This window comes from Janthinobacterium sp. B9-8 (assembly GCF_000969645.2).
GTDB lineage: Bacteria > Pseudomonadota > Gammaproteobacteria > Burkholderiales > Chitinibacteraceae > Iodobacter.
Window position 1 is genome coordinate 469860 of record NZ_CP014222.1, and the last position, 26665, is coordinate 496524.

The 26665-nt window shown below is 49.9% G+C and carries 21 protein-coding genes; 11 read left to right on the forward strand and 10 right to left on the reverse strand.

Translation table 11 applies throughout. The annotated features are described in order from the left end of the window. Positions 1 to 61 precede the first annotated feature (61 nt). A complete protein-coding gene (locus VN23_RS02025; protein WP_046353436.1) occupies positions 62 to 2812 on the reverse strand; it encodes a hybrid sensor histidine kinase/response regulator in 2751 nt (916 codons plus the stop codon). A 284-nt stretch (positions 2813 to 3096) separates the two neighbouring features. On the opposite strand from VN23_RS02025, the gene VN23_RS02030 reads away from it, so the two are divergent. Beyond that, entirely contained in the window at positions 3097 to 4257 is a 1161-nt protein-coding gene (locus VN23_RS02030; RefSeq protein WP_046353435.1) for an oxygenase MpaB family protein, read from the forward strand. Continuing rightward, positions 4254 to 5009, forward strand: coding sequence for a transmembrane-type terpene cyclase (locus VN23_RS02035; protein WP_046353434.1), 756 nt, complete (start codon positions 4254 to 4256; stop codon positions 5007 to 5009). Before VN23_RS02030 ends, VN23_RS02035 begins: the two co-directional genes overlap by 4 nt. A gap of 249 nt (positions 5010 to 5258) precedes the next feature. Here the strand turns inward: VN23_RS02035 and VN23_RS02040 are convergent, their stop codons facing one another. Continuing rightward, positions 5259 to 7160 (reverse strand): B12-binding domain-containing radical SAM protein, encoded by a 1902-nt coding sequence (locus VN23_RS02040; RefSeq protein ID WP_046353541.1) that lies wholly within the window; start codon positions 7158 to 7160, stop codon positions 5259 to 5261. 524 nt (positions 7161 to 7684) lie between these two features. Between VN23_RS02040 and rarD the strand changes: the two genes are divergently transcribed. Further along, complete coding sequence (gene rarD, locus VN23_RS02045) at positions 7685 to 8593, forward strand: EamA family transporter RarD (protein WP_046353433.1); 909 nt, start codon at positions 7685 to 7687, stop codon at positions 8591 to 8593. Between the two features lie 6 nt (positions 8594 to 8599). On the opposite strand, the gene mutY is transcribed toward rarD, so the two are convergent. After that, positions 8600 to 9631 carry an A/G-specific adenine glycosylase gene (gene mutY, locus VN23_RS02050; protein WP_046353432.1) on the reverse strand — a complete coding sequence of 344 codons (1032 nt, stop codon included), beginning with the start codon at positions 9629 to 9631 and terminating at the stop codon, positions 8600 to 8602. Continuing rightward, positions 9628 to 11967 (reverse strand): AsmA family protein, encoded by a 2340-nt coding sequence (locus tag VN23_RS02055; protein ID WP_197433003.1) that lies wholly within the window; start codon positions 11965 to 11967, stop codon positions 9628 to 9630. Before VN23_RS02055 ends, mutY begins: the two co-directional genes overlap by 4 nt. Positions 11968 to 12042: 75 nt before the next feature. On the opposite strand from VN23_RS02055, the gene VN23_RS02060 reads away from it, so the two are divergent. The 3 genes from VN23_RS02060 to VN23_RS02070 are packed head-to-tail and all read left to right on the forward strand — an operon-like array spanning position 12043 to position 13516. Beyond that, positions 12043 to 12450 (forward strand): acyl-CoA thioesterase, encoded by a 408-nt coding sequence (locus VN23_RS02060; RefSeq protein ID WP_046353430.1) that lies wholly within the window; start codon positions 12043 to 12045, stop codon positions 12448 to 12450. Next, positions 12443 to 12892, forward strand: a complete 450-nt coding sequence (locus VN23_RS02065; RefSeq protein ID WP_046353429.1) for an LEA type 2 family protein — start codon at positions 12443 to 12445, stop codon at positions 12890 to 12892. The genes VN23_RS02060 and VN23_RS02065 overlap by 8 nt, the downstream gene beginning before the upstream one ends. A 15-nt stretch (positions 12893 to 12907) precedes the next feature. Further along, on the forward strand, positions 12908 to 13516 hold the full coding sequence (locus tag VN23_RS02070) for a hypothetical protein (protein ID WP_046353428.1): 609 nt from the start codon (positions 12908 to 12910) through the stop codon (positions 13514 to 13516). A gap of 16 nt (positions 13517 to 13532) precedes the next feature. Here the strand turns inward: VN23_RS02070 and VN23_RS02075 are convergent, their stop codons facing one another. The 6 genes from VN23_RS02075 to VN23_RS02100 all read right to left on the reverse strand — a co-directional run bounded on the left by VN23_RS02075 (position 13533) and on the right by VN23_RS02100 (position 19425). Further along, positions 13533 to 14453: a carbohydrate kinase family protein gene (locus VN23_RS02075; protein ID WP_046353427.1), complete on the reverse strand. Its 921-nt coding sequence runs from the start codon at positions 14451 to 14453 to the stop codon at positions 13533 to 13535. Between the two features lie 53 nt (positions 14454 to 14506). After that, the gene (locus tag VN23_RS02080) at positions 14507 to 15733 is read right to left on the reverse strand and encodes an ROK family transcriptional regulator (protein ID WP_046353426.1); all 1227 of its coding nucleotides are present in this window, start codon (positions 15731 to 15733) and stop codon (positions 14507 to 14509) included. Then, positions 15714 to 16169 carry an RbsD/FucU family protein gene (locus VN23_RS02085; protein ID WP_046353425.1) on the reverse strand — a complete coding sequence of 152 codons (456 nt, stop codon included), beginning with the start codon at positions 16167 to 16169 and terminating at the stop codon, positions 15714 to 15716. The genes VN23_RS02080 and VN23_RS02085 overlap by 20 nt, the downstream gene beginning before the upstream one ends. A 434-nt stretch (positions 16170 to 16603) precedes the next feature. Beyond that, on the reverse strand, positions 16604 to 17398 hold the full coding sequence (locus VN23_RS02090; protein ID WP_046353424.1) for an ATP-binding cassette domain-containing protein: 795 nt from the start codon (positions 17396 to 17398) through the stop codon (positions 16604 to 16606). Next, entirely contained in the window at positions 17398 to 18357 is a 960-nt protein-coding gene (locus tag VN23_RS02095) for an ABC transporter permease (protein WP_046353423.1), read from the reverse strand. Before VN23_RS02095 ends, VN23_RS02090 begins: the two co-directional genes overlap by 1 nt. 78 nt (positions 18358 to 18435) lie before the next feature. Next, on the reverse strand, positions 18436 to 19425 hold the full coding sequence (locus VN23_RS02100) for a sugar ABC transporter substrate-binding protein (RefSeq protein WP_046353422.1): 990 nt from the start codon (positions 19423 to 19425) through the stop codon (positions 18436 to 18438). 463 nt (positions 19426 to 19888) lie between these two features. Between VN23_RS02100 and VN23_RS02105 the strand changes: the two genes are divergently transcribed. From VN23_RS02105 to VN23_RS02125, 5 genes are all read left to right on the forward strand, one after another. Further along, positions 19889 to 20356 (forward strand): DUF4124 domain-containing protein, encoded by a 468-nt coding sequence (locus VN23_RS02105; protein ID WP_046353421.1) that lies wholly within the window; start codon positions 19889 to 19891, stop codon positions 20354 to 20356. Positions 20357 to 20449: 93 nt separating this feature from the next. After that, positions 20450 to 22324, forward strand: coding sequence for an adenylate/guanylate cyclase domain-containing protein (locus VN23_RS02110; protein ID WP_046353420.1), 1875 nt, complete (start codon positions 20450 to 20452; stop codon positions 22322 to 22324). Beyond that, complete coding sequence (locus tag VN23_RS02115) at positions 22305 to 22922, forward strand: hypothetical protein (protein WP_046353419.1); 618 nt, start codon at positions 22305 to 22307, stop codon at positions 22920 to 22922. Before VN23_RS02110 ends, VN23_RS02115 begins: the two co-directional genes overlap by 20 nt. A 330-nt stretch (positions 22923 to 23252) precedes the next feature. Further along, positions 23253 to 25556 carry a hypothetical protein gene (locus VN23_RS02120; RefSeq protein ID WP_046353418.1) on the forward strand — a complete coding sequence of 768 codons (2304 nt, stop codon included), beginning with the start codon at positions 23253 to 23255 and terminating at the stop codon, positions 25554 to 25556. 457 nt (positions 25557 to 26013) lie between these two features. Next, positions 26014 to 26466 carry a pentapeptide repeat-containing protein gene (locus VN23_RS02125; protein ID WP_231743400.1) on the forward strand — a complete coding sequence of 151 codons (453 nt, stop codon included), beginning with the start codon at positions 26014 to 26016 and terminating at the stop codon, positions 26464 to 26466. Positions 26467 to 26665: the final 199 nt, after the last annotated feature.

A 26665-nucleotide genomic window follows, 5' to 3' on the forward strand; every position in this document is an offset into this window, starting at 1 on the left:
CCTTAAGATAAACAAGCCGTTTTCCTATAAAAGAATACGGGACGATGACTTGGTTTGGTGGCTAAAACACTTGTTCTTGCCATTTTTGCAGCGCAGCCAGCGCCAGCTGATGGTTGGCGATGACTTGCTGTTTGATTGTTGCATCATCGGGCTGGCTTTCCAGCAAGCTGAGGCTATCGCTCAGTTGGTTTGCGGCAATTTGTCCGGCAATGCCTTTGGCACTATGTACATGGCGCTGGCGGGTTTCCAGATTGTTTTCTTGCTCCAGCATGCTAAGCAACTGGCCGATTCTATCTAAGCCTTTTTGGGCCATTTTGGCGCATTTTTCTACGGGATAGGCCAGCGCCCTTGCGGCTTGCTCCAGATCGAGTACCGCTGGTTTGGGCTCGTACAGCGGAGCCGTTTGGTTTTGCAGGGCTGCAAACAGCGATTCACGATGAAAGGGTTTGCCTATCCACAGATCAATGCCTGCGGCTGCCAGTTGATTTGCTTGTGGCGAATGTCCGGCGCTTACGAGCAAAATGCGGCCTTTAAATCCCAAAGCCCGAATGCTGCGCGAGACTTGCATGCCATTAAGTAAGGGCATGTGGTAATCCAGCAAAATGGTATCTGCATCACAATTATTCCGCCAGGTGCTGAGGGCGCTCAGGCCGTCTTCGCAGGCACTGACTTTGGCCCCTACGCTGATTAATAGGTCGGTTAAGAGCTCACGATTAATTTCTTGATCTTCTGCAATTAGAATATGTCGTCCATCTAATCGCCCAATTGCTTTAAGAGGTGCATTGGGTTTGCTGCTGCTGGCTTGATTGAGTACGGGCACCTGCACTGTAAAGTGCGCGCCGTGGCCCAAGCTGCTGCTTAATTGAATATCGCCGCCCATTAGTTCTGCAAAATCTTTGCAAATAGATAAGCCCAGCCCAGCACCGCCCGCACGTTTACCCAGCCATGTTTGCTCGAAAGGTGAGAAAACTTTCTGGCAGTCTTCGGCGGCAATGCCCGGCCCGCTATCGATGACTTCTGCCCGCATAAAGCTCTGGCTGTCTTGCTGCCTGGCGCTGAGTATTAAACACACGCTGCCTGCTTCGGTAAATTTAATGGCATTGCCGATCAGATTGACTAAAATTTGCCGCAACTTACCTGCGTCTAAGACAAAATCGCCTTCTAAGCTGCACTGAATACTGAAAACCAGTCCTTTAGATTTGGCTTGTTCTTCGAACAGGGCTTGCAGCTGCCTGATCAACACATCAATGGATATCGTGCTTTCATCCAGCTCTGCTAGCCCGACTTCCAGCTTGCTGACATTAAGCACATTGGCAATCAGGCTTAATAAATAATCACCGCTATCGGCAATACGCGACAGGCTTTGTAGCTGTGGTGCGTTAAGCGAGGTGTCGTGTTTTAAGCGATCTACATAGCCCAAAATCGATGTGAGCGGGGTGCGGATTTCATGGCTCACATGGGCTAAGAAATTGCTCTTGGCAAGGCTGGCGGCTTCAGCATCACGGCGGGCTAAGTCCAGTTCATGAGTGCGTTGCATTACTAGAGCTTCTAATTCGGAGGCTTCTCTTTCCAGCTGCAGGCGATAGGCTTTTTCCAGCCGCTCTTTTTGCCGGTTGATTTCGGCCACGCGCAAAGCCATGGCCGTGCTAAAGAGAATGACTTCAATAGCAATAGAGATTGAATTAAAGCGGGCGGTAAACGCGCTGTGATCGATCAGCGCCAGCCCGCGTAAACCCCAGGTAACAATAATAGATACCGTATAAATGGCCCAGGCAAGCGCAAATAACTTGGCCCCGGAAACGCCGTAGCGCACCGCATAAAGACTGGCCGCCACATAAAGCAAAAAGCCGACACCACCGATTTCTAAAGCCAGCAGGGCAAATTGAATAAATCCAGTGAGCGCACCCAACGTGCTGACCGCCCCACAGGCAATAATGCCCTTGAGTGCAATATCCAGCCTCGGGGTGATTTGAGGTGTTTTTAGATAAAGCCTTACAAACTGTGCCGAAAAAATATAATACAGCCCGCTTAATGTATATAAGAGCGTCAGGCTATAGTGTCCTTGCCATAAGAGTAAGGGTAAAACACCGGTGGCACTTAAGTGGGCCAGCGTGAGTGCCAGCAGCTTTAAGCCGTAAAAAAGAAAAGTTTGATCTCTTGCGGCAGAAAAAACGGCAAGAGCCACAAAAGACATCAGGAGCATGATGCCGAGCATGGCTCCCCAGAACAGCATTTCATGGTTATTCGCTTGCAGAAAGTTGCGCTCTCCCCACACCCGGATATCCGACATAACCGGCCCGGCCATTTCTTTATGCTCGCTATACACCACTTTAATCAGTACTTCTAAGCTGGTTTTAGCAGGGGTTTTCTGCAAAAAAATCGGCCTGATCGTTGCCAGTGGCCTGCTTAGCCCGCTTTGCTCGGTGCGAAAGTGTTGCACCTGCCATGCTTTTTCGCCCTTGCTCCGGGTGTAAAGGCTCACTGCACCAATTTGTGCTTCGGTATATTCCAGATAATTACTGATATCTCGTCCGCTGGGGTTCTCCAGATTAAAAGAAAACCAGATTGCATTCCGTGAATAGCCAAGCGTATGCATTAGCCCTGCAGGCACTTGAAAGCGCCCTGCATCCCGTTGCCGAACCACTCCTTCAAGATCTAGATTTCGGCTGGGATCTTGCCATATCAGTAATTCTTGCTCGAGATGAGCGCCAGCCAGATTGTCGTGAACAATCAGGGCTGAGGCGGGGGCCGCCAATAGCAAAGACAGCAGGATGCTGCTTAAGGTTAAAAAAATATTTGTCAGGATATTCAAGGTATATTTCTTAGTAAAAGCATGCGATATGTTTTCTTTTTATGATTAAAAACTTTCTATAAAATAAACATAAAATAACAACACAGTAATTATTTGCGCTAAAATGACGATTGGGTCGTTATAAATGCGAATGGCATTATTTTGCTCAGTTTAGCTTAATGTTTCAATCTCTTTGAGGCTTGCTTGGGCCGTACTGGCTAAATTGGCTTGTGCCAGCGTAGATTGCTTACATTATTAATGAATATTTATGATGCAGGAATAAGAATAAAATTGTGATGTCAAGAATGAATGCCCCAATCTGGTCTGATGCAACACTCGACCAACTGAAGATGAGCGCAGATCCGCTGGCTGATCAGTGTATGCGCGATCTTATTCTTGCTGGCAATATCAGCAAGACGAATCAGATTTTAGCTCAACTTGATGTAGACAAAGCTTGGCCGGATGATACCCCGCCTAAGTTACTGGCTTACTTAGAAGCCACTGCAAGCTTGTCTGACGATGTGGATTTTGCCCGTCTGGAGCGCGCTCAAGCCTTTTTTACGGCTTACGGAATCCCCTTTGGTATTAGCCTGATGTGCCGCTCGCTGCCTGTGCTCTATGCTGGCCGCGTAGGCGGAGCGCAGTTATTGGCGGCTACGGGCCAGTTGAGCGGGCATTTTGAACGCAGGGCCTCGGAAACACTGCGCTTTATTCTGAATGTGGCCGAGCCGGGTAGCCTTAGCCCTCAAGGGAAAGGCCTGCTTACTATCCGGAAAGTACGCCTGATGCACGCGGCCATTCGGCATTTTGCCCGCTCCAAACAAAGAGACTCGCAAGATAGCTGGCACGCAGATTGGGGTATGCCAATTAATCAGGAAGAATTAATTGGCACGATGCTGGCATTCTCCTTTCAGGCGCTTGAAGGCATGCGGGTATTGGGTGTAAAAGTCAGCCAAAAGCAGGAAGACGATCAGCTTTATCTATGGAGAGTGATCGGCCGGGCGCTGGGGATTAACCCGGATGCCATGCCTGTTAACGCCAGCCAGGCTAGGGAAGTATGGAAAGCGCTGGAGCGGCGTAATTTTGGTTCATCCGATGCCGGCCATTTGCTGACTCAAGCCCATATTGCTTTTTTACAGGCTAATTTACCGGATCTGGCGGCGGGGCTTGTGCCTGAGCTGATGACAAAACTGCTAGGGCGTCGCAATGCGCATTTTCTTGGTTTGCAAAAAAAGCAAGCCTGGGGCTGGGTGCTAGATTTACTGCGCTTTATTTTTCGCTTGAAAAGCCGTTTAGCCAATAGCTCGCATACTGCTGAGAGCTTTATGCGGGAGTATGGCGAGTTTTTTATGGAAGCATTGCAAAAGCACTGGGCAGGCCCTTATCCGGGCCGCGCGTTTCAGATCCCCGATCAATTGCGCGCACCTGCTACTGCCCCGCAGGAATACCAAAGGAGTGAGGTGTGATTTTAGTTGCAAGCGGCATCAATAATCCCGATGCCTGGCTCAATACCGTAAGTGTAGACGGCAGCTTATATACACCTGTACAGCTCACTTTATTTGCCCTTGGTTGCCTGCTGTGGGTAGTGGCTTATATATTAATTTTATTACAGGCCAAACGGCATCAATGCGTTGAAATGGCGGTGATTGCCGCAGCAAGTAATTTAGCCTGGGAGTTTGTATGGGGCGTATTACTACGCACTGATATGGGCTTATTTTTAGTCTGGACCTACCGGGCGTGGTTGTTTTTTGATTTGTTTATTTTCTGGCAAGTATTAAAACTAGGCACAGGCCAATTTGCCACGCCCCTCTTTAAGCGCTATTACCAGCCTATTGTGTGGGGCAGCGTGGTTTTCTTTATTTTATTGTATTGGAGCATGCCACTCTCCGGCATTGAAACCCCTATCGGCGCACGCTCTGCCTATATCTGCCAGTTTATTATCAGCCTGCTTTGCTTGATTTTATTAGTACAACAGCCCTCCACCATTGGCTATGCATGGGCCATTGCATGGACACGAACTTTGGGTACGGGTTTGGTTTCGGTATTTATGTATTTGCATTATCCTAATGATTATTTCGTATTAATCCTTGCCGTGGCTTCGACTTTATTGGATGTGGGGTATTGTGGGTATTTGTTGTGGCTGAGGAAAGGGGCACTAAAAAAAGATCATTTGCCACGTATAAGTAGCTCTGACGCTGCTTATTCAAACCCGCTATAAATATCCAGGGGCTGACGAAGCCTTACTCTAACACTGTGGTTCAAGGTTTAGGTTTGCTTGTTTTTGGGCTGCCTAGCTTTTCCCCGCCAGCGTTCTGGCAATCTTATTTCTCGGCAGGGCGGCTATCTAGGGCGGGTTGGTTTTATCAACCCGCACAGATTGTCCCTTGTGATGTCTGCGTTAGATTGGCGGCTTACGCCTTCAGTTAACCCGCTACACCGCTATGATTGGCGCCCTATGCATAAAGGCCTAGCCTTTCCCCGCCAGCGCCCTTGCAATCTTATTTCTTGGCACGGTGGTGCGCGGCACTTTTCCGCTAAACCATACCCGCACATCATCATCCAGACCAATGCCGTGCATATAGTTGTACAGCGCTTTATTGAGCGCAACGCCTAGGCTGTCGTGATCAACGCCGGTGGGGTCGATAAATCCTACGTCGTTTTTAGCAAAGGTGACTTCGGGTAGCGGCAGCAGTTCGATGCCGTATTCTTCCGGGTTTTGGCCGACTGGCGAGTGCACGGTACAGGCAAAGCGGTGGAAGAAGCCGGATTGGATGCAGCCCTCGGCAAATAGCTGACGCACGTATTCGAGCGCATCGACGGTATCTTGCACGGTTTGCGTCGGGAAGCCATACATCAGGTAAGCGTGGACCAGAATGCCGGCGTCGGTAAACGAGCGAGTGACGCGGGCGACCTGATCGATGGAAACGCCTTTTTTCATCAGCGTCAGCAATCGATCCGAGGCGACTTCTAGCCCGCCAGAGATGGCGATACAGCCGCTATCGGCAAGCGATTGGCATAGCTCGGCGCTGAAGGATTTTTCAAAGCGGATATTGCCCCACCAAGAGATGGCCAGATTGCGCTTTTGTAATTCGGCCGCCAATGTTTTCAGCGCTTTAGGCGGGGCGGCTTCGTCAACAAAGTGAAAGCCGGTTTGGCCGGTTTCGGCGATGATTTCTTCGATGCGATCGACGAGGGTAGCGGCCGATGCGCCATCGTAGCGCGAGATATAATCGAGGCTGACATCGCAAAAGCTGCATTTTTTCCAGTAGCAACCATGGGCCACCGTCAGCTTGTTCCAGCGCCCATCTGACCACAGCCTGTGCATGGGGTTCAGCATATCGAGGAGCGACAGGTAGCGATCAATCGGCAAGCCATCCCAAGTGGGCGTGCCGACTTCGGCAAAGGCGATATCCGGCTCTACAAAGTTAATATACTTAACTGCTCCATCGTTTCTGACAAAGGTGCGCACCAGACGTTGCTGGCTGCGTTTGCCAGCTAGATGATCGAGCAGCGCCAACAGTGGCCGTTCTCCATCATCTAGCGTTACATAGTCAAAATAATCAAACACGCGCGGGTCAGACATTTCGCGCAGCTCGGTATTCACAAAGCCACCACCCAGCGCCAGCACGATGTCTGGAAACTGTGCCTTAATCACTTGGGCAATTCTGAATGCCGCGTACACCGCGCCGGGGAAGGGTACAGACACTAGAACAATCGTGGGCTGGTGTTTTTTAACCGACGCCAGTGTCAGCTCCAGCAGCGTGGCGTCGACCAGATTAAGCGGCTCGCCCAAGGCTTTAGCCAGCGGATCAAAGCTCGGTTGGCTGGATGCCAGCGATTCTGCGTAGCGCACAAATTCAAAACGCGGGTCGACCGCATCGCGTAGTACATCGGAAATATCGTTCAGATACAGCGTGGCTAGGTGCCGCGCTCTATCTTGCATGCCGAGCGCGCCAAACGCCCAAGCCAGCGGATCGCCACCTTCGTCGTCTACAAACACATCCAGCGATTCAAAACGTGAACCTTCGGGCAGAAACTGGCGCGAGCAAATACGGTGGCCGACGGTGGAATCTCTGCCTTGCAAAAAGGCAATGGCGGGGCCGATGGTGGCTAGGTAGAGATTAAACTGATCAACAAAGGCCTGTACCTGAAAAGTGCGTTGATGTTCGGGCAAGGCGTCAATACAGGCTTTGATAGCCAGCAGGCCTGCCTTAGAAAACAACTTAAGTACCAGCGCCAGCGCTAAGTCTTCCTGCACCGCATCGATATTTCTCGAGCGTAAAAAACCGGTGATATAGGCGGTGGAAGGGTAGGGGGTGTTGAGCTGAGTCATCGGCGGGATAACAGACAGCACGCGGGGCGTTAGCATAACAAGATCCAGATAGGGGTAAACCGGCAGCCAGAATAGGGGGCAGCCACAACCCGCCATTGTAACCCGCCAGCGGCTCGTCATCGATGTGGATTAGTAAGGACAAAAAGATCTGTAGATACAGAGCTAATAAAGATCACGGAGAACACAGAGAAAAGCTAAACTATGGGAGGCGTATTTATTCTGTGCGTTTGCTTGTTTTTCTAGCAGGGGAGTTAATTGTATTAACGTAAGCAAAGGAAATCAGATGTTTTTCGTAGGAGCGGCTTTAGTCGCGAAAGCTCGGCTTGTTAAAGTTATTCACGGCTAAAGCCACTCCTGTTGTATGCATTTATGTTGGGGGCTAAAACTCGCTTTAGGTTTTCTCCGCGGGCTCTGTGTTCTCATTGATTTCTGTGTCTACAGATTTTAGGGGGCTAATCTTTAAAGCTACAGTTTGTTGCGCAATTATTCTTGAGTAAGCAATCCTATATCTATTAAAGTAGCTCTTTGCTGCAGTTCTGGCACTTTTCTCTGGTTTTTCTATGTCTACTCCCAATACTTCGCGCGGCGTTTTGTTTACTGTGCTGGCCTTTATTATTTGGGGCTTGTTTCCGCTTTATTGGAAATCTTTGCATGGCATTGATGCCTTGCAGATTATCTCGCACCGTATTGTGTGGTCTGGTGTTTTTGTGGCGGTGATTTTGATGCTGCAAAAGAACTGGGGCTGGCTGCTGCCAAGTATTAAAAATCCTCGCGTGCTGGGCGTATTTGCGCTGTCTTCTTTATTGCTATCGCTTAATTGGCTGTTGTATATCTGGGCGGTGAACGAGAACAGAGTGGTGGATGCCAGCCTAGGCTATTTTATTAATCCGTTGATTAATGTTTTGCTGGGTAGGTTGTTTTTGGGCGAGCAGCTTAACCGCTCGCAAAGCTTTGCCATTGGCTTGGCAGCCTTAGGCGTGCTGTGGATTACCATTGCCGCAGGCACTTTGCCATGGATTGCGCTGTGCTTGGGTTTGAGTTTTGGCGTGTATGGCTTGCTGCGCAAAAGAGCCAGCCTGCCTTCTTTGGAGGGCCTCGCCTTAGAAACGTTCTTAATGGCCCCTTTTGCTATCGCGGCCTTGCTTTGGTTCCAGTTCCAAGGGCAGGGCGCCTTAGGGAATATCAGTTGGCGTATTGATGCTTTACTGATGGGCGCAGGCGTCGTGACGGCCTTACCGTTGTTGATGTTTGCCTCTGGCGCCAGAACGCTGAAGCTGGCCACCGTGGGCGTCATCCAATATATCGGCCCTAGTCTGCAATTATTGCTGGGGGTATGGCTGTATCAAGAGCCCTTTGGCACGGATCGTATGATTGGCTTTTCATTGATCTGGGCCGCGCTGATTATTTACTCTGCAGCGGGCTTGATGAGTTATTGGAAGGCTAGCCGCTTGGCGGATCAAGTGGTGTGATGTTGCCTACCTTCCCTTCATCAACAGCTTTCTCACCGGCGTAGGCAGGCCTAACTCCAGCGCTTCTGCTTTGCTAAACCAGCCCAGATGATCTTCGTGCGTGAGGGCGATCTGGCTGGTGACGCTGCCGGGCAGCGGAGTGATGGTGAGGCGGAAATGGGTGAAGACGTGGACGAAGTCTTCTTCTGCGCTATCAAACTCTACATTTAAGCCAAAGCGCTGCTGGCAGGCGTTGCTGGCGTCCAGCGTGGAGGTGGTTTCCGGCAGGCTCCACAGACCGCCCCAAATGCCGCTGGGCGGGCGACGCTCTAGCAGAATCTTGCCGCTACGCTCTACCATCATCAGCACAGTTTGCCGCTCTGGCGATATTTTTTTCGGCTTAGGCGTGGGTAGCTCTGCCTGGCGGCCTTGCTGGCGGGCGAGGCAATCTGCCTGCACCGGGCAAGCCATACAGGCTGGCTTTTTGGGCGTACAAACGGTGGCTCCCAAATCCATCAGGCTCTGGGTGTAGCGCTCAATACCGCTATCGGGCAGCAGGTTTGTCGCTAGCTGCCATAGCTCTCTTTCAACCGCTTTAGTGCCCGGATAGCCGCTGATGCCTGCCCAGCGGGCCAGTACGCGCTTTACATTGCCATCCAGAATGGCGGCTTGTGCGCCAAAGCTGAATGCGGCAATGGCCGCTGCCGTAGAGGGCCCTACGCCGGGCAGCTCTGCGAGCAGGGCTGGTGTGCGTGGAAACTGGCCTTCAAAGCGTTCCATCACCATTTGCGCGGCTTTATGCAGATTGCGGGCGCGGCTGTAGTAGCCAAGGCCGCTCCATCTGGCGAGCACGTCGTCCGAGCTGGCTGCTGCCAGGCTGGCTACATCTGGAAAACGCTCTAAAAATTGTTGGTAATAGGGGATGACGGTGGCGACCTGTGTTTGCTGCAGCATAATTTCGCTTAGCCAAACGCGGTAAGGGTCTGACACTTGCCAAGGTAGATTGTGGCGGCCGTGTACGGCCTGCCAAGCGATTAAACGCTGGGAAAAATCGCTCATTTATGGGGTTTTTCTGTCTTTTTAAGTGTGGATTTATTGGTTTTTTTGGCTGCGGCATCCGCTGCTTTTTTATCAGCAGCGGCTTTAGCTATTTTCTGGGTTGCTGCTTGTGCCAGTGCTTTTCGCTTGGCCGAAGCTTCTGCCGCCTGTGTTTCAGAGGCGGCTTTTTGTTTCAGCAAAATTTGCTCTTTTAAGCTGGCGTAATCGATATGGTATTCGGGGGCATTCAGTGCGCCAGAAAGTTGAATAGGCAGCGTTAACCCCGATAAGCCTTTTAGCTCAGGCACTTTGGGGTTCGCACTGGCGCTCATACTGTAATTGATGGCATTGCTGTTTAAGTCGAGTGTGCCACCGCCATTGAGCTTCAGAATACCGGCCGTAACCGATAAGTCGTTATTGCTGGCAACACCGTGTTTTAGCACAAGGGTAGAGCGTAATTCGCTAAAGCTGGTTTTAGCTTCCAGATTAAGCGAAGGGCGTGCTTCGCCGTTCATTAAACTGATTTGCCGGCTGGCTGTGCGCAGCAGCGCTTCTAAGTCGATACCCCGCACTGCACCCTGATTTAACAAGAGCCGCACATTGCCACCCGCAGTGCGGCGCAAATCGCTGAGCTGATTGCCCACGGCAGACACGTCTAAATCCAAATGGCCACGGCCTTCAAAACGGCTGGTGTCGATTACATCGGCGAGCAGGGCATTGATATTCATATTGGCCAGCTTTTGCTGCACGCGGAAAGAAGCGCTTTTCTTGCTGGCATCGACTTCTAAGCTACCTGTGAGCTGGCCTTCATAAAGGTTGGCAGCCAAAGGGTTTAAATTAAGTTTGCGGTTTTTTGCTGCAAATTCCAGAGAGATATCATTGATATGCAACTTTTGCATCGCCAGCTCGCCAATCTTAAGCTTGCCGCTGGCATCCAGATTATTCAGCCACCAAAAATCAAAAGGCTTATCGGGATTCACTGTTTTTGCCCCTGCTGCTACGACGGGCAAGTAAGGCGATAAATCGAGTTTGTTTAAATCAACGTCTACAGCGTAATGGGGGCGAACAAAGTCTTTGACTTCGATTTGTGCTTTAACCGGCGATTTATCCAGCTGCCCTTGGCTATTAAGGCTGAGCGATTCTGCTTGTAAATTAAGCGTACCTGCGCCGTTTAGATCCAGCCCGATTGCGCCACGCGGCAAATTGCGGTTGGTGTAGCTACCGATAAGGCGATAGGCAGGCAATCTTGCGATACTGCCATTGAGTAATTCTAATGGGCTGGCAAAAGACAGGGCCAGGTTTTGCTCTGGGCTATTTAATTTGACTTCAAAGCTGGCCGCCTCTGTGCGCAGCAAGCCTTGCGCCAGGCCTGCCAGCTTAGGAATAGTGGCTTTAGCACTCAGTTGCCCGCTCGGGCTTTGCATATCTACATTTAATTTCAGGCGATTAAGATTAAGTGCGTCTTTAGCAATAATGATTTCCGGCACATCCAACTCACCTTTCCAGTTTTGCCCGGCACGCTGGCCGGATGCGCTTAATTTAAGCTCACCGCCATTAAAGCGCAGCGGTTGCCAGCCATAAACCAAATTGCCCACTGCGCTGACTTTTACATCTTGCAGGCGCAGCTCTGGTGAGCTGCCCCCTTTTTGTTCTAGCTCAAGCATTAAGTCAGCAAATAGTAAGCGATTGTCCGCCTCGTGGTAACGCATGGCAGCAGTGGCATTTAAGCTGCCTTGCCATTGCACTGGCCGATTGCTGTCACCAATTAGCAACATACCATCTAAATCTAAGCGTCCGGCCTTAGGGTCGGATAGGTTTTTCATGGTGAGGTTGAGGCGTGATATCCGCAGGCTTTCGCCTAAAAACTCATCAGAAAGTTTAAACGCGGCTTCGGTAAAATGGACGGTATCGAGCGAGAAACTCAGCTCTTTGGTCTGTGCTTTGGGTGTAAGTAAATCTTCAAAATTATAAGTGCCATCTTCACGGCGAATCACATTCAGCTCTGGCTTTTCAAAATCTAGCGCTTTGATTTTTCCTTTACCGATGAGTAAAGGCCAAAGGCTTAGCTCTACACGAACCCGATCGGCATGCGAGAAAATAGTGGCTTCGCCAGGCTCGGTCAGCGTGACATTATCTAAAAGTAATGCAGGCTGGGGCAGCAAGACAAAGCGAGCGTCACCGCGTATGGTGAGCTGCCGCTTGGTGTCTTTTTCCAGCATGCCGGATAGCTCACTTTTGATCAGATCAAAAGAGATAAAATAGGGCAAGGTGCCAAGCAGCGTCACAAGCATGACGAGCAAAAGCAGGCAAATTCGGAAGGGGCGAGAGTGTCGCCAATCTATAGTAGGACGATGCATGCGGGGATTATCCCGAAGACATGGATTAATTTCAAAGTTAAGATTGCTAAAAATTTTCACATTTAGGGGAAGAACATGGCTCAAGCCACAGAAATCAAGGTTCGCGGCTATCATTTGGATTTATATGGTCATGTTAATAACGCACGCTATTTAGAGTTTTTAGAAGAAGCTCGCTGGGCATTAGTCGATGAAAGCGGTGGTTTAGAGTGGTTTACTCAGGAAAAGCTGGCTTTAGTGATTAGCCGAATTGATATCCGCTATAAGCGTCCGGCCACGATGGGTGATGTACTGAGAATAGAAACCCGTATGGTTCATTTAAGCGAAAAAGAAGGGATTATTCATCAGCGTATTGTGCGGGTAGATAATGATAAATTGGTTGCCGAAGCGGATGTAACCATTGCGGTTATTCATGCAAATACGCCCGGTGCTATGCCGCTTGATGGTGAATTGGGCCGTCGTTTGCAAGAGATGATGAATGTTTAAAAGATTTCACAGCGGCTTATTACTGCTTGCGCTACTGACAGGCTGCGCTAGTTTTCCCAGCCAGTTTGAAAAGCCTACCGTCAGCCTTGCAGGCTTGAGTGTGGCTGAAATTGGCTTACTAGAGCAACGCTTTGTGCTGAATTTGCGGGTGACCAACCCCAATGATGTTTCTGTGGCGATTAATGGTGTGCAACTGAGCCTTGACGTAAATGGCAAGCCGTTTGCGGATGGCGTTTCCAGTGATTCGCTTACTTTACCTAAGCTAGGCTCGGTTGTGGTGAAGCTGAATGTCACTACATCTTTGAGTACTTTTATCCAACAATTTAATGCTCTGCAAGCAAGTGGCAAGCCAATCGCCTATCGTATTAAAGGTAAACTGTTTCTACCATTACGTCCTGATGGTGTAAGCTTTGAGCGTCAGGGAGAAGTAAACTTACCTTAATCTGGAAACAAAATAATGAGTGATCATGCTGCAGCACCGGCAAACCCACATGAAGGACATGAGGTTGATGGCTCTCCCAGTCCTTCTTTTTTGGAGAAAAACCGCCTGAAGCTGATTATAGCGGGTGGTTTTATCGGCTTTCTTTTAGTGCTTATTATTGGTATTGCAATTGGCATGACTAAGCGTAATTTTGAAAGAACGCACTATATCGAGCAAATTGCGCGTTTGAAGGTTGCTTTTGAAGAAACCATTGAAACGCGCAAAGAGCTGGAAACAAAAATTAATGAATTAAAAAAAGAAGTAAAAGCAAAGAAAATTGAAGCAGAAGAGCTCGAAGTTAAAGTTGAAGATTTAGAGCGTCGTAGTGGGGCTAAAGCGGGAGGCAGCAGCGAGCATGCTGCTCCTGCTGCGCATGGTGAAGCGTCCAAAGCTGGTGCAGATATTAAGCCAGCAGGCGGTGGCTATGTAAAATTTGGCGGTGGTGATTGTGTGCTGCCTGCAGGGGGCGGTAAGGGTAGTGCGGCGTGGAAAGAATGTATGAAGCAAAACAGCAGTGCTCCTGCCAAACCTGTAGAAAGCACGGCTAAACCAGCGGCTAAGCATGAAGAGCCTGCCGGGCATTAAATGATTGATGGTGGAGTTAGCGTGTGTAGAGGCTGTTGATTGTGTCTAAGCTGGGCGGTGTTGCACCGTGGTGCATGCAGGCGGCGGCACCGCTGGCGATTGCAAAAAAGAGATGCTCGCGGGTTTCGCGCTCTGGCCAGCTCATCAGGCTATAAATCAGCCCGCCTATTGATGCATCTCCTGCGCCAACGCTATCTGCTACCTGCACCTGAATAGCGTCTGCAGTAACGATGTCATTTGGGGTAAACAAAGATGCACCATCGGCGCCTCTGGTATACAAAATATGCGCTTGTGGATTCCAGCTTCTGAGTGTTGTAAACGCTTGATCAAGATCATTGCTACGAAATAATCCGACGAGATCTTCGTCGGATACTTTAATCACATCGGCCAGCTCGCTCATTGTTCTGAAAGTAGCGTCGTATTGCTCATCCATCAGAATTCTGTGATTAGGATCGTAGCTAATCTTTACCCCTTGGGCTTTTAAGTTTTTTGCCAGGGTAACTAGCTTGGTGGCTAAAGGCTGGCGAGCAAGGCTGATTCCGCCAAAATGCACCCAGCGCACATTGCTTTGCCAGCCGGAGGGCAAGGTTTGCGGGTCAAAATATAAATCGGCCGAATCGTTGCCCACAAAAAAGTATTGTGGCGGCTTGGCGGATGGCACTATAGCCATCAGCGGTGATTTATCCAACTGCTGTAAAAAACGTAAATCCAGCCCGGCAGCGAGCGATGCCTGATACAAATCCTCACCAAAGCAATCTTTGCTGATTGCGCCTGCAAAAGCGCTAGGTAGACCAAAGCTTGCCAGCACGCGCGCTACATTCCACGTTGAGCCGCCTACTTTACTGGCCCAGTTTTCGCCATCAAGGCGAATCATATCGGTGAGCGCTTCACCGGCGGCGATAAAAGTCGGAAAAGTGTCAGGGGTGGAGGAGGGCATGCGGAGGCCTTGTAATGATTAGAAATGGATGGTGTTGAAGGTTGGAGCTGATTTTAGCCATCTAGTTTCAAAAACAAATCGCGGTCGGGGGCGAAGTTGGCATAGAGCGGCAGCAGTGCTCCACCTAAGGCGCGAGCGTCAGAGCCTATTGTTCCCGCTAAGACCTGCGGTGGTACGACGCCTTCCCAGTTGAAATCCTGCATGGCGGTGACTACTGCCTGAATTAGTGCTTCTTTTACTGCGCTACAAAAGCAGCCGTCTAGAATCACGCCTTCTAAATCCAGTAGGCAGCTGCTGTTGAGCATGGCAAAGGCAATGGGCGGGGCGGTTTCGGCGATCCAAGCTTGGGTATGTGGCCAATAGGCCGCGCTGGCGGCGCGCTCATCGCTGGTGGCTCTGCCATCCAATCCCGCTGCAATAAAGCGGCTTTCCAGTTTGTAGAGCGAGGCCACATTCAGTAGTTGTGGGCTGTTCGCGCTGCCTGTTATTCCTAGCGATAATGATCCTAAAGCGCCAGCATTGCCGTGTTTACCGATATGTAAATGGCTGTCTAGCACCAAACCGCCGCCGATAAAGGTATCCACAAATACATAAACAAAATTGCGCACATCACGGCCACGCCCGGCCACTAGCTCGGCCACGCAGGCGGCGGTGGTGTCTTTAATTGATTGCACCGGCAGGCCGGTGAGGGCGGCGATTTCTGTCTTGAGCTGAAAACGCTCCCAGCGGGCGACGACGTCAGCATCCAGCCCTAGTAATTGTTGCCAGCCGCCGATATGCAGTGGTGCTGCAATGCCGATACCTTGCACACGCTCCCATAGATGAGGGCTGAGCTTGGCTTTGATTTTGGCTAGGCAATCGGCAAGATGCGTCAGGATTTGCTCAGGATCGGCAAAGCTATAGCTTAGATTCCAGCGCTCACGCACCGTGCAGGTAAAATCTACCAGTAAGATATCTAAGCTGCGGCGGCCTACTTTTATGCCGATGGCAAACGCGCCATCGGGATTGAGCGCTAGCGGTACTGAGGGCTGGCCTACTTTGCCGCGCTGCGGTGTTTCTTTGATGAGTAACTCGTCTTCGAGCAGTCGCTTGGTAATCAGCGAGATCGATTGCGCAGTTAGGCGGGTCAGCCTAGCAATCTCTGCCCCCGGCAGGCGACCATTGAGCCGAATCGCTTGTAGCACAACACGTTCGTTGTATTGGCGCATGCCGCCTTGAGACGAGCCCCTTGGCTTGAGATTACTGGCTGCGGCGGATGCTTTATCCGGCGAGAGGCTCACAAATCACTCCTTTTTTTAGTATGAAATTGCCGTAAGGCTGCAATTCGCCCGTTAGCACAATCGCGTAAGCTTGCTTCACGCGTTCATAGAAAGCAAATCGCTCGATTGCTTCACATTGGCTTTCTTCTGCATGGCCATCTGCTTGCAGCTCGTCGATAACATGTTTTTGCAGTGCGCTGCACCAGCCTGCGGGCTGATGGCTGACTTGCATAAAGGCAATCGGCTGGCTGACGTCCTGATCAAGGGGCAGCAAGCTCATTACGGCTTTAACCGTGCGGGCAATGCCAACACCAGAGAGGTGAATCAAGGGCTTGCCCGCTGCCAGCGAGGCCGCCGTAAAGTTGGCATCGGCAATAACAATTTCATTACCGTGGCCCATTTCAGCCAGTACCTTGAGTAATTCAGGGGTGAGGAGGGGGTCTATTCCTTTAAGCATCATGTTCTCCTTGGGTTTTTCTGGCTGGGGGCTGGGCCACTTGGGGGGCATCCCCTGTGCACTAACCAAAATATAAAGACTTATTTAATTAGTGCCTTCGGCACGTTGATTTAGGTGCGGGCGTCCCGCTGGACCTTCCTTTCTTGCGCGGCCAAGAAACGAAGCCAAAGAAGGCCGCCCCAGCCAGCACGAAGGCCCCTAACTGCGGATAATCGGCTCGGCGAAAAAGGCTGCTCGCTCGCTGCCTCGCTACCCCTTTTCCGAAACCCCGAGCCGCTTATTCCTCGCTTCGGCGTGCTTCAAGGGGATTTTTAAGCCCCATGCAACTAGAGTGGTCATTACGTTTTTTCGTTGTTTGCTAAAGCAAAAATAAATGGCTTAGTGCCTATGTGATGAAACTCGCCTTTTTTTAGCATTCCATTTCCATCTTTTGCTTAATTCGCCAGCCACTCTGCCGGGATATCCTCCGGCTTCATCGCTCCCGTCATCACTGCTACGGCGTCGCTCATGGTGATGGCTTTGGGGTTGAGGATGGCGGCGCGGCGGCCTAGGCGGGCGACGTGGATGCGGTCGGCGATTTCAAAAACATGCGGCATATTGTGGCTGATCAGCACCACCGGCAGGCCACGGTCGCGCACATTGCGGATCAGCTCCAGCACCATATTGCCTTCTTTGACCCCAAGCGCTGCAGTGGGCTCGTCCATGATCACTACATGACGGGCAAAGGCTGCTGCACGAGCTACGGCAACGCCTTGGCGCTGGCCGCCAGAGAGCGTTTCTACGGCTTGCGTCATCGAGCGGATGCCGATTTTTAGTGCTTGCATATAGGCAATGCTGTCTTTAAGCATGCGCTTTTTATCCAGAAAACCAAGGCTGCCTAAGAGGCCGGATCGGCGGATTTCGCGGCCCATAAATAAGTTTTCGGCAATCGTCATGGCGGGGGCCACGGCTAAGTCTTGGTAAACAGTTTCGATGCCTGCACGGCGCGCTTCGATGGGGCTTTTAAAGCAGACGTTTTGGCCATCGAGCAAAATTTCGCCGCTGTCTGGCGTGCTTGCGCCGGATAAGGCTTTGATCAGGGAAGATTTACCCGCGCCATTGTCGCCAATCACGGCCAGAATTTCCCCGGCGCGCAGCTCAAAATCAGCACCATCGAGGGCGACAACTTGTCCATAACGCTTGACGAGGCCCTTGGCTTCAATCACTAAAGGGCGTGTATTTTGGCTCATTATCGGCCTCCTTTACGGGACAGTTGATCGGTGGCCACAGCCAGAATAACCAAAATACCGGTGATTAAAATTTGGTAAACCGACGACACGCCCATCAGCGTCAGGCCATTACGGAATACACCCACAATCATTGCGCCAATTAAAGAGCCAATAATCACGCCGCGCCCGCCAAATAAGCTGGTGCCACCGAGTACCACGGCGGTAATCGCATCAAGGTTTTCTGTTTGCCCTGCATTCGGGTCGCCCACACCGGTACGCGCCACCGAGAGCAGCGATGCCACGCCGTAGCACAGCCCTGCCAGTACATACACCATCAGGATGACGCGGTGGGTTGCGATGCCAGTAAGGCGGGTGGCTTCCGGATTATTACCCACGGCATAAATATGGCGGCCCTGTGCGGTTTCCCTTAGCCAGATCCAGCTGAGTGCATAGCAGGCCAGCATCAGCACCGTGCCATAGGCGACCTGGGTTTGGCCTATGCCAAAGGTGTTGCCAAAAAAGGTCATGGCGGCGGGCAAATCGGTAATGGTTTGCGAGCCTGAATAAAGCTGGGTAATGGCAAAAGCGATATTCATTGTGCCGAGTGTCACAATAAAAGGTGGCAGCTTAATGCGGGTAACAAGCAGGCCATTCAGTAATCCAAAGCCTGCGGTAACAGCAAGGCCGATGGAAATCGCGACGATTGGATGTAAGCCATAATCATTGGCCACTTTGGTCATCACTACGCCGCCAAGCGCCATCACCATGCCACAGGATAGATCGATTCCGGCGGTTAAAATAATCAGCGTTTGGCCAATCGCAATCAGCCCCACCACCATAATCTGCTGCAAAATCAGCGAGAAATTCGCGCCAGTTAAAAACTGCTCGCTTTGAAACGAGAAAAAACCGCAGGCCAGCAGCAGCGCCAGAAATGGCCCCAGAGTGCCGATAGACGGGATGTGATCTTTCCAACTCGGCATAGATAACCTCTTTTTTGATAAAAGTGCGGCAGGCACGCAGATCAGTTGCGCTTGATCTTTGTGCCTGCAAATGACTGCTTACTTATTGCCCCAGCACATATCCATGCCGGTTTTACTGTCTTTGCTATCTACGCCAGCAATCGCTTTATTGGCGATCAGGGTGACGCCGGTATCGGTATAGCCCGATGGTTTTTTGCCTGTTTTTGCGTATTCAACACCTGCAGCTACGCCCATTGCGGCCATTTTTAGCGGGTATTGTTGTGATGTAGCGGCGATCTTGCCGTTTTTAAGGTCTTTAATTCCTTGGCATCCGCCATCTACCGAAACAATCAGTACGCCTTTTTCTTTACCGGCTTTTTTCAGTGCATTAAATGCACCGGCGGCGGCTGGCTCGTTAATGGTGTAAACCAGATTGATATCCGGGTTTTTTTGCAGACAGTTTTCCATGGCGGTCTGGCCTTTGGCCTGATCGCCAAAGCTGTCCGCCATACAAACCACAGCAGCGGGCTTGGCTAATTCATTGTTTTTTGCGTCAAAGGATTGCAAGCCAAAGCCTTGTAAAAAGCCATTGTGGCGTTGCGCACCGACGGGGTGGCCTGGCAGTAAATCGAGTGTGGCGATTTTGGCAGGTTTGCCCGCAAACGTGGCCTTGGCATATTCACCGATCAAGACACCCGCTTTAAAGTTATCGGTTGCAAAAAGCGCATCGGTGGCGTTCGCCGGATCGGTCGGGCTATCGAGCGCAATAATCAGCACGCCTTTTTCGCGGGCTTTTTTAATGGTGGGCACAATCGCTTTGGAGTCACTTGGGGCAATCAGAATGGTTTTGGCCCCTGCTGCAATCATGTTTTCAATGGCGGTGACCTGGCCTGCATTATCGCCATCGGCCTTGCCCGAGGCAGAAAGCAGTTTGGCGCCCTTGGCTTTAGCCTCGGCAGTCGCTCCCTCTTTCATTTTTACAAAGAAAGGATTGGTTTCAGTTTTAGTAATCAGGCCAATGACTGGCTCGCTGGCAAAAACGGGTGCGGCGATAAAGGCAAGGGCAATACAGATACGGGTTTGCAGCATTTCTCTTCTCCAAAGAATAGGCAGTCTGGCCTGAGGGTTACCCCATCAAATCGGCGTTTCTGATAAATCACTCGATTTGATTTAATCGATACTAAGCTCGGGTTTTTAATAAATCAATAGGGTTTATTTATAGGAAAACCCTTATAAAACAGTTGTTTAATTGTGGGTTGCTTAGCAATTAATTAGATTGAAATAATAGAGAAACTGAGGCAGCGCGCGGCTTTAGTGGCTAGACGCATGCGTTAGCCTAAGAGAAAAACGAGAGATAATATTTTTTCGTGTAGGCCAGATAAACGGCAGAATACTGTGGTTTATTTAGCTAAGCGGAGTAAGCCGATCATTATTTATGCCTAAGAATAAAGGGCAATTGATTGTTTGCAGGGGGATTGAGCTAATGGGGCAACAAGGCTGATGGCTATAATGTCCTGCTTATGGATGAGCGATTCGTTTTTAAGGTTTATGTATGAAAATTTCATTTTTATTTTGGGTTTGTGTACTTGCTACGCCCGCTTTTGCTGCCAAGGTTTATCAATGGCGAGATGCAGATGGCCGGGTGTTTTATTCAGATCAGCCTGCGCCGGGGCAAAATGCGCGGGAAAGGCATATTCGCGTGCAAAGCAGCGCAGCTAGCCAGCCGCAAGATCAGGCAGCTATGGTGTTGTATGTTTCGCCAGAATGCGGCAAGCCTTGTAGCGATGCGGTAGAGCTGCTTGATAGCCGCAAAATTAATTATGAGTTAAAAAATCCCAGTCGTTCAGAGCCTCAGATGATTGAGTTTATTAATCTGGTTGGCAGCCTTTCCGTTCGTACTCCTGTGTTGGTGATGGGCAAAAAAGTGCTTAGCCCTTGGGATAAGCTGATTTGGAGCGCAACGCTGAATAAAGCAGGTTTTCCTGTGCTAGAGAAGAAAAACGCCTCGCAAGCAAAATAAATCTAGCTATACCTATGTGATGCCCTGAGCTTTATTGATGTTGTCTGGCTTAGCGCAAATCAACGTTAACAGAGCTCGCCAGGATCATGATCTATGCACAAATCGATCCGTATTGTGTTGGCAAGCTGCGTGGTGATAGGGGCCAGCTGTCTGGGCTTGCATTTTTGTGCTGGGGCCGATGAGTTATATCGTGATGTATTTCATCGGCTGGCTGGGGCGCGTACACCCGCATCGCACGTGGTTTTGTTGACGGTAGATGACGCCACGCTGGCGCAATATCCCGACACCCCTCTTGCATTTTTTTCCCCTTTATTTGCCCGTGCCGCTCAAACCGCTGTTGATGCGGGGGCCAAAGTGATTGCGCTCGACTTTATGCTCGGCATCAGCGCTGAGCAATGGTTGGCCGAACATGAAAGCCCCAAGGCGGGGGATTTTGATCAGCCCATACGCGCCTTGATTGGGCAAGAATCACTCCTACTGCCTGCACTGAAGCAGGCTGACCGGCTACAGCTACCTGCTACGGCTTACACCATTGCCGTTCCTGATTTTGATCTGGGCCATCATCTGGGGCGAGTTGATTTACCCGCAGATGGTGATGGCATTGTGCGGCGTATTCCCTTGGTTTGGCATGACGAGGCTGAAGGAAGCCCTGTGCTATCCATGCCCTTGCTTTTGGCTTTGCGCTATAGCAATCAGCAGGCTAAGGCAAAAAAATGGCATTTGGGCGGGCAGGTGATTGATCGAAATTCATCACCGCAACGCATTGCATGGCTGGGGCCGCCCGGTACCGTGCCGCAAATTGCCATGCACCGTTTATTGGCTAAGCAAGCTTTGCAAGATCCGCAAGTTTTAGCGCTCAAAGGTAAGGCTTTAGTGCTGGGCGGCGCGTATACCGGCATGCAGGATTGGCATCTCACACCTTATGGTATGGGCATGGGGCATGCCCTGATGAGTGGCCCGGAAATACTGGCGCAGAGTGCCGAAATGTTGCTCTCTGGCAGGCGGCTAATGACGCCCGCAATCCATTGGCAATATCTTAACTTGCTGTTGATTGCGCTTAGTCTTTTATACGGCTTTATTTTTCTGAATCATAAATGGCTACTACCAACGGGAATTCTGATTTTATTATTACCTATTGCTGTGGCTTATCTGGTGTTTTTGCAAGATCTACTTTGGCCGGTATTCCCCGTGCAAATCGCTATTGCCAGCGCAATGCTGGCCGCTATTTTATTAAAGCTGAACAGAGCCGCCCGTAAACAGCGTTATTTAACCGAGTTATTTGGCCGCTTTGTGTCCCCTGCGATTGTGAAGCAAATGGCCGAGAGCGATACCATGCCAGTGATGGGCGGGGAGCGCGTGGTGGCGACGGTGCTGTTTTGCGATATTCGCAGTTTTACCAGTTTATCTGAGCTTTTAAAGCCCGAAGATGTAGTGGAGCTACTGAATGCGTGGTTTGAGCGTGCCTGCGCCATTGCCTGGCAATACGGCGGCACGGTAGATAAGCTGATTGGTGACGCTATGATGGTGGAATTCGGCACGCCGCTGCGCCATCCTGATCATGCCCGCCGGGCCGTTGCTGCTGGCCTGGCTTTGGAGGCAGCTGCGCGTGAGATGTCGGCCTGGGTGGACCAGCGTTTTCCCTCTCACTCTTTTTCTGATTTTGCAATTGGCGTGGGCTTACATACCGGCCCCTTAGTAATTGGCAATATTGGTTCCAGCTTAAAAACCGATTACACCGCCATAGGAGACACCGTCAATGTGGCGGCGCGTTTAGAAGGCTTGGGTAAAACGCTGGGCTGTGTGGTGGTGGCAAGCCACGAAACGGTGCAGGCTGTGGCGGGTGTTGTTACGGGCGATGCCACTTCTTTATTAGTAAAGGGCCGAGCCGAGCCGGTGGTGGTTTATGCCGTGCATGGGCTGGGTATGGCTTCCAATAAGGAGCAAGAACATGAAATGGATCCACATTAGTGCGTTGCTGGGGCTGGTTATGGCGAGCTTTTGCTTTGCTGCTGAAAATATTGTGGTGCTAAAAACAAGGCAAGCCTTACAGCTTAGCAATAAGGGAGAAGCAAAAGTATTAAAGCCCTATGTAAAGCTACTTGCCGGTGATCAGCTGCTTTTACCAGAGACTGCCGAAGTGCAGCTAGTGTGGATCGATTCGGGCCGCCATGAAATCTGGCAAGGCCCCGCACGTTTAAAACTCTTGAGCGATGCGGCAGAAGAGAGCAATCACAAGCCCGCTGCACAAATTAAAACCCTGCCCGCTGCGCTGCGTAGCCATTTGGGACAGGTGGGCGGCACGCTTACGTCGATTAAACAAATGGGCGGCATTATTAATGTACGGGCCGTGAGTGAGTCGGATGAAAGCGCCGCTATTGCAGAGCAGGCACGTAAGGAATTAGATGCGGATAATCCATCTGCCGATTTGTTTTTATTACAAGAGCAATGGAATGCCCAAAATTGGAGCGCCGTTTATAAAACCTTAAAACGCTTGCAAGTGCTTGACCCCAGAAACCCTGAGCTGGCGGCGGTGCTGAAGCACTTAGAGCAGAAAATGGCACGCTAACTGGGCTGGGCGTGCACGGTTTTTTACAATGTATAAAGCCGCTGGTAAGTGCATTTTAGGATGGTTTTGTTATTACCCTGACACGGGTTTTTTTACCGATTCATTGAGTGGATACTGTCATATTTGTATATATATGCGTCAGATTTTTTGATTAATTACACGTAATTTTGTAATGTAATTTATTGAAATTATTAAAAATAATGTCAGCAAGCCGCCCATCATTAATCTATTGGAACATAGCTTAAACATTACTAACCTCCAAAGAACTTTATTCGCCCAACTTGGCCAGTGATCCTCGCTGATACCAAGAGCATCCTTGGAGAGCACGTAATGAAAGCGACACTCGCATTATCTATCTTGGCAGCGGCCGTTCTTAGCGCATGTGGCGGAGGTGGTGGTGGCTCGGATACGGCCTCTGGAGCGGCCAGTGCCGATGTACCGCTTCGTATGCAAGGTGGTGGTGGTGCGTGTGGTAATGGCTGCGGGGGTAATTCTGGGGGAGGCAGTACCGGCGGCGGGGTGGGTGGTGGTGGTGGCTTGTCGATGATGCGTAATGTTGTTGTGAGTATTAGCAAGGTTGATGGCACGGTACTGGCGAGTGCTGATCTTACTTCTGGCCTCGTTTCTATTTTCCCTGGCACGCAAGCCGGGCCGTTTATCGCAACGTTTACGCCTAAAGCTAATGGCGAATATTTTGATGAAGCCCGCCGTGAATGGGTGTCTTTAGGTACCAGCTCCTTACGTGTTTTATTGCCTAATTTAAATAGCAACTTTAGCGCAAATCCTTTTACCGAAGCCGCATATCAATACGCCATTAAAAAAGCGGGCAGCGAAGCCGCATTGACAGCCACCAGCATGCAAGAAGCCAATGATTACATCAAAACCGAATTCAATACCAAGCTGGCCGAACGCAATAAAATCACGGATATCACCCTCTTGCCTACCTTTATTGATGATACCAAAGGCTTGGCAACACTCGCGGCAACCCCTGCGGGGCGTTATGGTGCCGTGCTTTCTGGTTTAGCTTTTGCGGCTCAGGCGTTTAACAATAAATTGACTACCCCTGCGCTGGCCTTTACGAAGCAGCTGGTTGAAGACATTAAAGACAATAATAAAATTGATATTTCAATTACGCCCAGCGATTTAGCCTACGGCGCAGATTTAGCCGAGCGGCTTGATGCCAGCATCAACCAAGCCACCACAACCTGGGGTGGGGCTGAATTGCAAACCGAAGTGCTGAGCGAAGTAACACCTACAACAGCCGCCTTGATGGCTGCCGATGGCAACGCCTTTATGTTGAGCTTTTTATCGGATACCAATTTATTTGGTAATGGCAGCTCAGGGCAGGGGGCTCGTCTTCCAAGCAGTAAGATGGCTGCAGGTAGCCTTGTTCCTGCGGGTGGTGCAAGTAATGTGGCCACTGCGGGTGTATTTGCCTGCAGCTCAGGCGGTACGCGCACTGTGACGGTGGTAGACGCCAATAATAATCACCAGCTGGATCAAGCGGGCGATATGGAAAAAACGGTATACGCCAATTGCAATAGTGGCAGCTCTACCCAGAATGGCTTTGAAGAAACGGGCGCGCTTAGCAATGTGACGTTTAGCTCTTTCTATAAGCTTTCAGGTACGCTTTATTACAAAAAAGATACCACTACGATAGGTGCAGATAATTCAAGCAGTGTATTCCAGGAAGACTACACCGATGAAACAATCCAGCAAGTTGATGCTAACTTTGTATTGCAAAGCCTGAAAGGGACAAAAACGCTTAATAGTTTTTCTTACTTAAATAAAAACAGCGCAGGTGTGGTGACCTATCAGGAAGCAAGCCAAAGCGCTCCAGGAGCGGTATATACCTTTGATTTTACAAGGCAGGCAGATGGTACTTACCAAGGAACAACAACCCAAGTGTGGGGGAAATATTCATCCTTGGCCGAAACCGCTGACAAGATGGAAAGAACCGCTACAGGCAATAGATCCATTGTGAACGGCAGCAATCTTTTCTGGAGTGGCTGGAAGAGCGTGACACGCAATTCAAAACTCACCAATTATGCCCATACGATGACTGCATTTGGCATAAGCATTAATCAGAAATATGATCTGGCGCTTGAAGATGAAATACTGACGTTTGACGGTAGTTTTCATCAGCTTACGGGGCAAACTACATTCAGCGCTTCGCGAGTGGATGTCACGGTGACCAGCCCGCTTGGCGTGACTAGCCAACTGGTTAATAACTATAAGCAAACTAAAAACTGGCAAAAAGATGTGAGTGACACCACCAGCTACACTGCAGAAAGTGTGCGACTTGTTAACGCGCTGGGCACGGCTTCAATCTCCAGTGTGAAATCCACGCAGGTTATCGGTTTGGGAACAAGCAATACAGGGAATAACAGCTTCTCCCTAGCGGGCTTATTAACCACCAGCAAAGGCTATACTTTCAACGTGGATAGTATGGTGCCAGACACCAAATTCACCTGGACTGCCGCCGATAAAATTTACCCCGTATCCGGCGATCTGCGTGCCTTGGGCGCAAAAAACAGCAGCTTAATCATCAGAGCCAAAGGCGGAAATAATATGGACGTGGTTTACACCACCAGCACCGGGCAAACAGGCACGATTGCCAGCCGGTGGAAATGACATGTTCCTTATTACTTCTGTATTTTAAGATTTAGGGGGTTGTGTCTTTTTGTAAAAGAATGGGAGCAGAAGGCGAGCTAGTTTGAGTGCTCTGGTTCAAAAGAAGCGATGTTATTCATTAAAGGCCACTTTTATAAGTGGCCTTTTTTTATGGAGGATGGCGATACGCTTACGGTGTACAGAGTAGGTGGTTACAGGGGATAAACAGCTGAGCATGGCATTTGGTGGCATTTTGGCACAGGCCACATAGCCTCTTGCTTTATCCCCTCTAGTTTCGAGTGGCAATGAAACTTGTTTTCAAGTAAAAAAGCTATTCAATAATAAAAGAAATAGTAATCAGTACTGTATGTGGAATATTATCGGGGATAATAAATACCTAAAAAATTATGTCTGCTGAGGGAAGTGCGATCATTTTTTTTCTTCGTACTTTGTACACTAATTGGGGAGTGATTTGAAAGTGATTGGATTTGTGGACAGCCATATGGAGCTCAACTTAGGAGCAAAGTTTAATGGTGGATTTCTGGATGATTGCAATCTAAGTGGTGGTGTCTTTAAAAACGCAATTTTTGAAGGAGTTTGTCTGTTTCGTAGTGATTTTTCTAATGCAGATTTGACTCAGGCTGAATTTTACTTGTGTATGGCTTTGGGTGCTAATTTCTCAGGTGCAGTATTAAATAATGCAAAATTTATAGGTGGCGGATTTGAGCAGGTTTGCTTTGCCAATGCAGATCTTCGATCTGCTTCTTTTCTTAAAGACAATATGGGGGGAGAAGTCATTCTATACGGTGCAGACTTTACTAGTACTGTATTGGACGAGGTGACTTTTGATGGTTGTTTGTATGATGCCACGACTATATTTCCAGTTGGGTTTTCTCCTGAGGTGCATGGGTTATTAAAAATAAATAATTAGCAATTATTACGTACCGGTGTTTGAAAGGGGGGCTGAATAACGGAGCATTCAGAGATGCGTATGAGCTGGTTTTGTGGGGGATTGCGAGCGGCTACGTCGAGAAAATTTCAATAGGTTGATGACAGGGAGAGGTAAAACAGGAAAAGTTTTGCCTAAACCACGGCTGATGAGCGAGGTGTATCAATGAAAATTGCAATGC

Bases quoted from the DNA above. Each gene is read 5' to 3' on its own strand.
- VN23_RS02030 (WP_046353435.1), top strand. From the start codon at position 3,097: ATGAATGCCCCAATCTGGTCTGATGCAACACTCGACCAACTGAAGATG.
- VN23_RS02040 (WP_046353541.1), bottom strand. From the start codon at position 7,160: ATGCTAACGCCCCGCGTGCTGTCTGTTATCCCGCCGATGACTCAGCTC.
- rarD (WP_046353433.1), top strand. From the start codon at position 7,685: ATGTCTACTCCCAATACTTCGCGCGGCGTTTTGTTTACTGTGCTGGCC.
- mutY (WP_046353432.1), bottom strand. From the start codon at position 9,631: ATGAGCGATTTTTCCCAGCGTTTAATCGCTTGGCAGGCCGTACACGGC.
- VN23_RS02055 (WP_197433003.1), bottom strand. From the start codon at position 11,967: ATGCATCGTCCTACTATAGATTGGCGACACTCTCGCCCCTTCCGAATT.
- VN23_RS02060 (WP_046353430.1), top strand. From the start codon at position 12,043: ATGGCTCAAGCCACAGAAATCAAGGTTCGCGGCTATCATTTGGATTTA.
- VN23_RS02065 (WP_046353429.1), top strand. From the start codon at position 12,443: ATGTTTAAAAGATTTCACAGCGGCTTATTACTGCTTGCGCTACTGACA.
- VN23_RS02070 (WP_046353428.1), top strand. From the start codon at position 12,908: ATGAGTGATCATGCTGCAGCACCGGCAAACCCACATGAAGGACATGAG.
- VN23_RS02075 (WP_046353427.1), bottom strand. From the start codon at position 14,453: ATGCCCTCCTCCACCCCTGACACTTTTCCGACTTTTATCGCCGCCGGT.
- VN23_RS02085 (WP_046353425.1), bottom strand. From the start codon at position 16,169: ATGCTTAAAGGAATAGACCCCCTCCTCACCCCTGAATTACTCAAGGTA.
- VN23_RS02090 (WP_046353424.1), bottom strand. From the start codon at position 17,398: ATGAGCCAAAATACACGCCCTTTAGTGATTGAAGCCAAGGGCCTCGTC.
- VN23_RS02095 (WP_046353423.1), bottom strand. From the start codon at position 18,357: ATGCCGAGTTGGAAAGATCACATCCCGTCTATCGGCACTCTGGGGCCA.
- VN23_RS02100 (WP_046353422.1), bottom strand. From the start codon at position 19,425: ATGCTGCAAACCCGTATCTGTATTGCCCTTGCCTTTATCGCCGCACCC.
- VN23_RS02105 (WP_046353421.1), top strand. From the start codon at position 19,889: ATGAAAATTTCATTTTTATTTTGGGTTTGTGTACTTGCTACGCCCGCT.
- VN23_RS02110 (WP_046353420.1), top strand. From the start codon at position 20,450: ATGCACAAATCGATCCGTATTGTGTTGGCAAGCTGCGTGGTGATAGGG.
- VN23_RS02115 (WP_046353419.1), top strand. From the start codon at position 22,305: ATGAAATGGATCCACATTAGTGCGTTGCTGGGGCTGGTTATGGCGAGC.
- VN23_RS02120 (WP_046353418.1), top strand. From the start codon at position 23,253: ATGAAAGCGACACTCGCATTATCTATCTTGGCAGCGGCCGTTCTTAGC.